This is a genomic window from Empedobacter sp. UBA2044, from assembly GCF_002333005.1.
Taxonomy (GTDB): domain Bacteria; phylum Bacteroidota; class Bacteroidia; order Flavobacteriales; family Weeksellaceae; genus Empedobacter; species Empedobacter falsenii_B.
In genome coordinates this window covers 80,530-89,853 of record NZ_DDBA01000019.1, presented here as the reverse complement: position 1 = coordinate 89,853, position 9,324 = coordinate 80,530, and the positions used below count along the sequence as shown (strand labels likewise).

The following is a 9,324-nucleotide window of genomic DNA, read 5'->3' as shown; positions in this document are numbered from 1 at the left end:
TTTCAGGACGGGACACTATTTATAATGAAAAAATCCCTCAGAAATTCTGAAGGATTTTATATTTATTATTTGGCTTGAACAGCTTCTTGCTTTGCCTTTTCTTCTTCTAATGATTTTTGATATTCATCAAATTCGTCATCCGTTTCATTCAAATCTTCTTTATGATATTTCCCCACTTCAACCTCAAACGTATCCGCTGGACCAGTAATTTTGATCGGAATTCCGATAATTCCAAATGGAGGCAAACCAAGTCGCATACCAAGATTCATATAACCGTCTAACGTCACTTGACCTTCTATTCGTGGACGAAAACCTGCAATTTTGAATTTCGTACGGTTTATCGTAATTACATTATTTTCGATCTTCGTTTTGAACGTCACTTTCTTCACATTCGCATCATGCAACGCATCTGTCGACGTTTTTTCTGCAACCGAATTGAATACTTTAAATCCTAAAAACTTAATTTCTTCTAACGTAAAATCCCCTCCACCTTTTATGGTTTTCAATTTCGGGAACATATCTGCGCCCAAATCACCTTCGAGCTGATAATCCATTGAAACTTTCCCGTGCGCTTTTTCCGCTGCACTTGCCAATTCTCTAAACAACGTAATTTCGTGATAAGCGCGCTGAATATCGAAATTACTGGCTTTTACAGTAAAATTAAACTTCGCTTTTTTCGCATTTGTTGGCACATAATTTCCGTTCATTGTAAATTCAGAACCAATCAAATTAAATTTAGTATTTTGAAGTTCAAGATTCCCTTGTTTCAAACCTAAATCTCCTTCGAAATTTTGCAACGTAATATCTTTAAATAAAACCTCTTTTGCTTGACCTTTTATCGATAATTCTACATTTTTCGGCAACAAAACCACACCTTCTTCCGCAGCTATCGAGTTAGTCGCTGTCGATTCGGTATTAAATGCCATAAAATCATCAATATTGACACGATTTGTTTTGAAATTAATCGTTCCTTTTAGCATTTCATTATCTTTTAACGCATAATTGATATAATTCGAAACATCTCCATCAAATACAAAAACATTCTTTTTATAACGCGCTTTTACATCTTTAAAAGTCAGATGACTTCCTTCAAATCGGAAATCTCCTTGCTTGATAACAAATTTGCTCGGAAAGAATTTTGTATTAATCTTAATGTTCTGAATTTTCACAAAACCTTTGTTTTGAAAACTCTCCAAAGGCGCTCCATTATTTCCTTTTACACCAAAATTAGTTTCAATTAATCCATCAACATCTAAACCTTCGATTGGAAATAATTTGTAAATATTCGCTAAATTCAATTCACCTTTTGAATGAACTCGATAATCTAAATTGTTTAAATTCTTCAGATTTGCATTCACCATAAATGGTTTTCCAGCCAACGTAAATTTGATTGGCAAAACATCTATTGACAAATCGTTAAACGAACCTCTACCCGATTTTATATGCGTTTCTACCGTAATATTTTCTAAAGGTAAATTCGGATATTCATGTAATTTGATGTAACCATTTTTCAAAATAACGACCGAATTAGAAACCGGAACTTTTTTACGTTTTGGCTCATACGTTCCGTTTGCTTTCATTTTCACAAGCAAATCGCCTCGCATATCAATATTCTTTATTGGATAAATTTAGATGATATCCTCTAAATGAATTTTAGCACCAAAATCTGCATTAATCGGAAAATTATTCAGATTTTTCAATTCTAATCGTCCAATCATATAATTATCCATCGCTTTTGCATCAATTTTATGAACCAAAACAGACGTATTTTTGATATTTCCATCTGTATTTTTCATCGTCAAATCCAAATTAATGTGATCCAAAGCCGCAGGCATTTCATTCATTTTGAAATAACCATTTTCAAGATTAGCTTTTAGATAAAACGTTGGAATTTTTTTTAAAGGATTTTTCGCATTTTGAACGATTGAACCTTTCCAACTTCCTTCCATATCAAGAATTCCTTTTGCGTCAAATTGATTGAAACCTGTTGCATTTTTCAAGGCTTCCAAATCAATACTTGACTCGATAATTCCCTCCGAAAACATTGTTTTTCCCGCCCAATACGTGAAATTAGTTTTAGTTGTTCCATCTAACAATTTGAAATCAAGATTATCCACTTTCACACGCATTTTATCAGGATCCAACGCTTGTAAATCAACAGTAGAAACAAGATTTATATTTTTGATTGGAGAAGATGATTTCTTATAATTCATCCATCCATCATCAATTTTTGCATCAATATGAATATCAGGATTCTGATTTGTCGTCGCATTCATTATTCCTTTCATTGTAAAGAGAATCGTCGAAGAACCTTTCAGTTCCACTTCTTTTGCCCATTCTTGGTACGCTTCTGGAATAATCGCAGGAATATATTGCAAATCATTTTTCTCTGATGAAATTGTTAAATCAAAAACTTTGCTTTCATTTGGCATCAACAAAGAACCTTTCAACGAAAAAGGAAATTGACCTAATTCGAGATTATTTTTCAGTAAAATAAAAAGATAAATTATTTAAATCAATTTTCGAATTGATTTTTCCTTTTAAAGGTAAATTCTTAACATATTTCTGCTCATCAAAACTAAAATTGACATTTTTGATATCCGTTTTTGCATTTAATGTTAACTGATTTTCTGTAAAATCTATCAGTCCATCGTAATCAAATTGATCTAATTTTAAATAGGTTTTAGATGATTGATCATCGTATAAAAAGTTAGAATTAGCAATTTTAAAATTATTCAACGCTAATCCTACACTCGATTCTTCTTCTTTTTCAACCTCATCAGAAGGCTTCACAATATCAAAATTATTACGACCTAAACTATCTATTTTCAGATTAATCGTTGCATCTGTAATAAATAATTCATTAAAAATTATTTTATCATCAAACAACGTTTTGACATCTACACCAAGTGCAATTTCTTTCGCAGAGATTAAATTTTCGGTTTGATATGGCGTAGAACCTTTGATTGAAGAATCCGTTAGGGTAACCGTTAGCTTAGGAAAATGATTGAAAAACGAAATATCCAAATCCTTGAATTCAATTTCAGTTTTCACATAATTTTCGGCAATACTTTTTATCCCTTCATTAATTTGATCCTTAAAAAAATAAGGCGAAACATATAAAACTAATATAATTCCTCCCAAAGAAAATCCAGTAATCTTAATTACCTTCATTAATTTTGAGAGAACTGTTTTTTTCTTCTTCATAATCATAAAATCGGTTGAACAAAGTAACTGAGAATAGAAGTTAATCGGAAACAATACGATATATATTTACCGCAACATTTATCATGTTGACCTCAATTATTTTGCATAAAAAAAGCCAAACATTTCTGTTTGGCTTCTTGTGACCTGGCTGGGGCTCGAACCCAGGACCCCAACATTAAAAGTGTTGTGCTCTACCAACTGAGCTACCAGGTCTCCGTTTTGGAGTTGTTATTGTTTTAGACTTCTCAATAACTAGAAGTTTGTGACCTGGCTGGGGCTCGAACCCAGGACCCCAACATTAAAAGTGTTGTGCTCTACCAACTGAGCTACCAGGTCTCCGTTTTGGAGTTGTTACTGTTTTTAGACTTCTCAATAACTAGAAGTTAGTGACCTGGCTGGGGCTCGAACCCAGGACCCCAACATTAAAAGTGTTGTGCTCTACCAACTGAGCTACCAGGTCTCCATTTTGGAGTTGTTATTGTTTTTAGACTTCTCAATAACTAGAAGTTTGTGACCTGGCTGGGGCTCGAACCCAGGACCCCAACATTAAAAGTGTTGTGCTCTACCAACTGAGCTACCAGGTCTCCGTTTTTTCGGACTGCAAATATACGATTATATCTGAGTTTACAAAACGAAAGACGTTTTTATTTTTTTATATAAAAAAGAACGTTTTGACTAAGTGACCTGGCTGGGGCTCGAACCCAGGACCCCAACATTAAAAGTGTTGTGCTCTACCAACTGAGCTACCAGGTCGGTTTCTTAAATCGAGTGCAAATATAGGGCGTTTAATACTAATTTAACAAACGTTTTGTGAAGTTTTTTACAATTTATTAATTAATCATTTCGGTTTTAAGAACTTAAATTTAGATAAATTTTTAGTTTTTTTTTGAAAGATAGAATTTCGGATAAGAAAACTGAAAAAATAAGCCATAGAAACATCATTTTATATATTTGATAAATGATTTATATACTATATTTGTCATCCAGCAAATCTAAATCTATGTGAACCGAAATTATTTTCGGAACGCTATTTAAAGATTGAAATTTTAGAATGAAGAAGAATATACTATATATTATTATTGCTTTGTTTTCGATAGTGTCGTGTAAAAAATCTGACAACCCAGAGGCAGACGTACCCGATTCTGAATATGCAAACAATTGTAATCAGGAAACAAAAGATGCACATTTGTCTAATTTTGCATTGAAAGAATTAAAGGAATTAATAAAAGATCAACCACAGATTATTCATCAAAAATTGAATGATCGTTGTTTCAAGGTTTCTAAACTTGGAAAAAATTTATACATTCAAAATTCAGATCGTTTAGATTCTTTGAAGATTAAAAACAATAATCAAGGAACGATGTTTTTGAATAAAATAACAGCAATACAGGTTTCGCAAGAGATTGTTTATAAATTAACATATTCTTTTCCTATTAAATTCTTGAATCAATATAGAGCAGAAATCAAAAAAGATGCGCCAAAATCTAAATACCATCATTCAAATTCAATCGTTACTAACGAAGATTATCAAGTAACTTATAATGTTGAACGTTATGATGCAAGACGTTTGGAGAATACGTATTCATATCAAATTGATACGTTTGATGGATATGCGAGATTAACTATTTTTTATTCAGAAGACTTACCAGTAGACTAATCATGATTATTTCTTTAGTAGGATATATGGGTAGCGGAAAATCGACTACCGGAAAAGATTTAGCCAAAGCATTGGGTTTCGAATTTATCGATCTTGATGATTTTATCGAAAATAAATATCAAACAAAAATTAGTGAGATTTTTGAAAAAGAAGGCGAATTAGGTTTTCGTAAAAAAGAAAGAGAAGCCTTAAAAGAAGTTCTGACTTCAACAAACATTGTGCTTTCTTTAGGCGGTGGAACTCCTGTTTATTACGATAATATGAATGAGATTGCCAACAATTCAATTTCATTTTTCATGCGTGTACAATTACCGCAATTGGTGAAACGATTGGAAAATAAAAAAGAAACTCGACCTTTAATTGCTCATCTTTCTAATGAAGAAATGATGGAGTTTATTGCGAAACATTTATTTGAACGCAATCAATATTATGAAAAGGCAAAATATACAATCAGCATTTCAAACCAAAGTACATTAGAGATTTTGGACGAAATTATGAAACATCTTAAAAAGGAGAAGATTTGGAATTAATCCAAATCTTCTCCTTTTATAATGATACCTTCAGTATCTTCTCCTCCCTCTTCTAAATAATCATCCAAATCTCGACGATCTTTTTTCGTTGGTCGACCTTCACCTCTTTCACGATAATAATCTTGCGAAAGTTTACGAAGCTCTAACACATCATATTCTTCTTTTGGCGTTGTATCCACAATATGTAAGGTTAATAATTTAGCTCCAATTCTATTATTTGGCACTTGCAATACTTTAAAAGATAAATTTATTTGATCTTTTCTCACCTCAATCGCATCACCTGGAATTATATCTCGCGACGCTTTTGCTACATCTCCATTTACTTTTACACGATTTTTTTTAACCGCATCAGCCGCTAAAGATCTCGTTTTATAATATCTAACACTCCAAAGAAATTTATCTAATCTCATTTAAAACTGAATATTTGTTAGGTTAAACTAATATTTTTTCTAAATTCGCAATATAAATCGAAATAACATGATAAAGAAATTCTTCGTTACTTTAATTGCATGTTCTGCTGTTTTAGTAGGATGTAATAATGATGATGATAACGGTGTGAATAAAGAAACTAAGATTCCAGTTGAAGAACGTAATGCATTAGATGATGAAGCGATTCAACAATACATGGAAGATTTTTACTTCAACTCTAAAGGTGTACTTACAAAATTTGATACCATCAAAGGAAACGAAGATGATGCTTATCCAACATTAAAATCTTTAGCAAAGCAAGATGAATTAGGAATTTGGTATGCCGAAAATCCTAATCATAAAGGAACAGGAAAAACTATTATTTCTAATGATAGTACTTCTATTTATCTAAGTTCTATTTCAACATATTTTGTTGCAACAAATAGTACAGACTACAAAAGAAAATATGGTTCTTTGGATCAGTTTTATTACTCAAGTATAAATACTGGAGATGGTTCTGCTACGCAAGATCCAACTTTTTATTACTTTACACCAACAGCAACTGAAATTAAAAATGGGGTAAAAAGAGAACACATCGAATTAAAAAACTTTGTAGAAGGATTAAAACATTTCAAAACAACTGAACGTGCTACAACTGACTTGTATAACTTTCAAGGTGTAATTATTTTACCTTCTCGTTTAGCTTATGCGAGAAACAAATATTATGTTACAAGCACAGGATTGACTGAATTTTCAGCTTATAGAGATGCAACTATAATTTTCAATTTCGAATTACCTAAAATCGAAAAAAGAACAACAGAATAATTATCTTCAAAATAAGATAATCTTACAAAAACCATCTGTATTGATGGTTTTTTTTTATCTTTAAATTTCAAAATGTATTAGAATTAAACCTAAAAAATGAGTATAATAAAATCTATTATCGATAACGATTTCTATAAATTCACCATGCAATTTGGCGTTACAAAATTGTATCCAGATGTAATGGCGCGCTATAAATTCATTAACCGTGGTGAACATCAATTTCCTGAAGGTTTTGCGGAAGAACTGCAAAAAGAAATCAATGCAATGGCTTCGCTTTCTTTAACCAAAGACGAAAAAAATTTTTTCACAATAAATTGCCCTTATTTAAGTCCTGCTTATTTAGATTTTTTGCAAGGTTATCGCTATGATCCAAATGAAGTAAAAATCACTCAAAACGGTACTGATGTAGAAGTTCACGTAGAAGGATATTGGTATCGTACTATTTTATGGGAAGTTCCAATCTTGTGTTTGATTAGTGAAATTTTCTATAAATTAACAAATGCGCAACGCATTTCTAACGAAGAAATCACAAAACGTACAAGCGATAAAGTTGATTTATACAATCGTCTTGGCGTTACAGTTGCGGAATTTGGTACCCGTCGTCGTCACAGTTACGAAGTTCATGATGTGGTAATGAAAGAATTAACAAACCATAAAGGAAAAAGCTTTGTTGGAACTTCGAATGTTCACTTTGCGCATAAATATGGTGTAAAACCAATTGGAACACACGCTCACGAATGGTTTATGTTTCATGGTGCACGTTACGGATTCAAAATCGCGAATTCAATCAGTTTAGATCGTTGGGTAAAAGTTTATTATGGTGATTTAGGAATTGCTTTGACTGACACTTATACGTCGGATGTTTTCTTTGGACAATTTGATAAAAAATTATCTAAATTATTTGATGGTGTTCGTCATGATTCTGGAGATCCGATTGAGTTTGGAGAAAAAACAATTGCGCATTACGAAAAAATGGGCATCAATCCTTTATTCAAAACGATTATTTTCTCGGATGGATTAAATTCAGAAAAAGTGGAAATGATTACAAAAGCTTTCAAAGGAAGAATTGGATTATCATTTGGAATTGGAACCAACTTAACAAACGACACTGATTTAAAACCTATGAATATCGTGATGAAATTGACCGAAATTTCTTCTATTGATATAAAATGGACAGGTGTTGTAAAACTTTCGGACGAAAAAAATAAACATACCGGAACGCCACGTATGATTGCTCTTGCAAAAGAAATGTTAGATTTAGATGACATTCCATCACATGATGCGCCAGAAAATGATTAAGAATATTCTTTAAAATAAAAAATGGAACTCAATATTGAGTTCCATTTTTGTTATCATTTAATATAATGAAAGATTACTTATTCATTAAATCTTCGATTTCTTCTGCTTCTAATGGAATATTTTGCATCAAGTTGAAAGGTTTTCCTTCTTTCTGAATTACATAATCATCTTCCAAACGAATTCCAAAACCTTCTGCTGGAATATAGAATCCTGGCTCGTTTGTGAAAACCATTCCTGCCACAAAATCATCAGTCAATAAACCATAATCATGTGTATCTAATCCCATATGATGAGACGTTCCGTGCATCATGTATTTTTTGTAAGCTGGCCAAGCTGGATCTTCATTTTGTACATCTGCTTTATCCAACAAACCTAAACCTAACAATTCAGAAGTATAAACTTTTCCTAATTCTTCATGGTATTTGTACCAATTATTCCCAGGAACTAACATCGTTTCCGCTTCTTTTTTACAACGTAAAACTGCGTCATAAACTTCGCGTTGGCGTTTTGTATATTTTCCATTAACTGGAATTGTACGTGACATATCTGATGAATAATTTGCATATTCAGCTGCAACATCAAACAAAATCAAATCACCGTCTTTACATTCTTGATTATTTTGAATATAATGTAACACATTTGCATTATTTCCAGACGCAATAATTGGCGTGTATGCAAAACCTTTTGAACGATTACGAAGAAATTCGTGAACAAACTCAGCTTCGATTTCGAATTCCCAAACTCCAGGTTTTACGAAATTTAAAATACGACGGAAACCTTTTTCTGTGATATCACACGCTTGTTGAATCAATTGAATTTCTTCTGGTTCTTTTACAGAACGTAAACGTTGCAAAATAGGGTTTGAACGTAAATAAGTATGTCCAGGATAATCTACTTTCAATTGTTTTACAAAACGATCTTCGCGCGTTTCTACTTGAGGTGCTTCTGTTACACGATAATGCTCATTTTTATTTACATAAACATTATCTGCTTCTACCATCAATTTGCGCAAAACATTTGGTAAATCTTGTAACCAAAGTACAGTTTTGATTCCAGAGACTTCTGTTGCTTGAGCTTTTGATAATTTTTCTCCTTCCCAAACTGCAATATGATCGTTTGTTTCACGAACAAATAATACTTCCTTATATTTAGGATCGTAAGCGTCAGGAAAAATTAATAAGATAGATTCTTCTTGATCAACTCCAGATAAATAAAAAATATCACGATGTTGTGCAAACGGTAACGTAGAATCTGAAGAAATTGGATAAATATCGTTAGAATTGAAAATAGCAAGAGAACGAGGTTTCATTGCTTTTACAAATTTCGCTCTGTTCTTTACGAATAACTCGCTTGGAATAGGATTGTATTTTGTTGTCATAAAATTTTACATTAATTATT

9 protein-coding genes and 5 tRNA genes are annotated in these 9,324 nt (G+C 32.1%); 4 read left to right on the top strand and 10 right to left on the bottom strand.

Translation table 11 applies throughout. From position 1 onward, the window contains the following. Positions 1-65: 65 nt before the first annotated feature. The 8 genes from B4E59_RS02635 to B4E59_RS02600 form a co-directional block, all read right to left on the bottom strand. Positions 66-1,604: an AsmA-like C-terminal region-containing protein gene (locus B4E59_RS02635; RefSeq protein WP_291048658.1), complete on the bottom strand. Its 1,539-nt coding sequence runs from the start codon at positions 1,602-1,604 to the stop codon at positions 66-68. Between the two features lie 24 nt (positions 1,605-1,628). Next, on the bottom strand, positions 1,629-2,432 hold the full coding sequence (locus tag B4E59_RS02630) for a translocation/assembly module TamB domain-containing protein (protein ID WP_291051162.1): 804 nt from the start codon (positions 2,430-2,432) through the stop codon (positions 1,629-1,631). Positions 2,433-2,478: 46 nt separating this feature from the next. Continuing rightward, positions 2,479-3,207, bottom strand: a complete 729-nt coding sequence (locus B4E59_RS02625) for an AsmA family protein (protein WP_291048664.1) — start codon at positions 3,205-3,207, stop codon at positions 2,479-2,481. Positions 3,208-3,347: 140 nt separating this feature from the next. Continuing rightward, a tRNA-Lys gene (locus B4E59_RS02620) sits at positions 3,348-3,420 on the bottom strand. Positions 3,421-3,470: 50 nt separating this feature from the next. Then, a tRNA-Lys gene (locus tag B4E59_RS02615) sits at positions 3,471-3,543 on the bottom strand. Between the two features lie 51 nt (positions 3,544-3,594). Next, positions 3,595-3,667 (bottom strand) — tRNA-Lys (locus B4E59_RS02610). Positions 3,668-3,718: 51 nt separating this feature from the next. Next, positions 3,719-3,791 (bottom strand) — tRNA-Lys (locus tag B4E59_RS02605). Positions 3,792-3,887: 96 nt separating this feature from the next. Next, positions 3,888-3,960 (bottom strand) — tRNA-Lys (locus tag B4E59_RS02600). A gap of 298 nt (positions 3,961-4,258) precedes the next feature. On the opposite strand from B4E59_RS02600, the gene B4E59_RS02595 reads away from it, so the two are divergent. After that, a complete protein-coding gene (locus B4E59_RS02595) occupies positions 4,259-4,864 on the top strand; it encodes a hypothetical protein (protein ID WP_115001390.1) in 606 nt (201 codons plus the stop codon). Positions 4,865-4,866: 2 nt separating this feature from the next. Then, positions 4,867-5,394: a shikimate kinase gene (locus B4E59_RS02590; protein WP_180904953.1), complete on the top strand. Its 528-nt coding sequence runs from the start codon at positions 4,867-4,869 to the stop codon at positions 5,392-5,394. Here B4E59_RS02590 and hslR read toward each other — a convergent pair. Continuing rightward, complete coding sequence (hslR, locus tag B4E59_RS02585) at positions 5,391-5,804, bottom strand: Hsp15 family ribosome-associated heat shock protein (protein WP_180904955.1); 414 nt, start codon at positions 5,802-5,804, stop codon at positions 5,391-5,393. The two genes, B4E59_RS02590 and hslR, sit on opposite strands and share 4 nt — an antisense overlap. Before the next feature lie 67 nt (positions 5,805-5,871). On the opposite strand from hslR, the gene B4E59_RS02580 reads away from it, so the two are divergent. Both B4E59_RS02580 and pncB read left to right on the top strand, forming a co-directional pair. Then, positions 5,872-6,627 carry a hypothetical protein gene (locus B4E59_RS02580; protein WP_286494656.1) on the top strand — a complete coding sequence of 252 codons (756 nt, stop codon included), beginning with the start codon at positions 5,872-5,874 and terminating at the stop codon, positions 6,625-6,627. A 96-nt stretch (positions 6,628-6,723) separates the two neighbouring features. Further along, complete coding sequence (pncB, locus tag B4E59_RS02575) at positions 6,724-7,926, top strand: nicotinate phosphoribosyltransferase (RefSeq protein WP_280062556.1); 1,203 nt, start codon at positions 6,724-6,726, stop codon at positions 7,924-7,926. Positions 7,927-7,999: 73 nt separating this feature from the next. On the opposite strand, the gene B4E59_RS02570 is transcribed toward pncB, so the two are convergent. After that, complete coding sequence (locus B4E59_RS02570) at positions 8,000-9,304, bottom strand: aminopeptidase P family protein (RefSeq protein ID WP_180904959.1); 1,305 nt, start codon at positions 9,302-9,304, stop codon at positions 8,000-8,002. Positions 9,305-9,324: the final 20 nt, after the last annotated feature.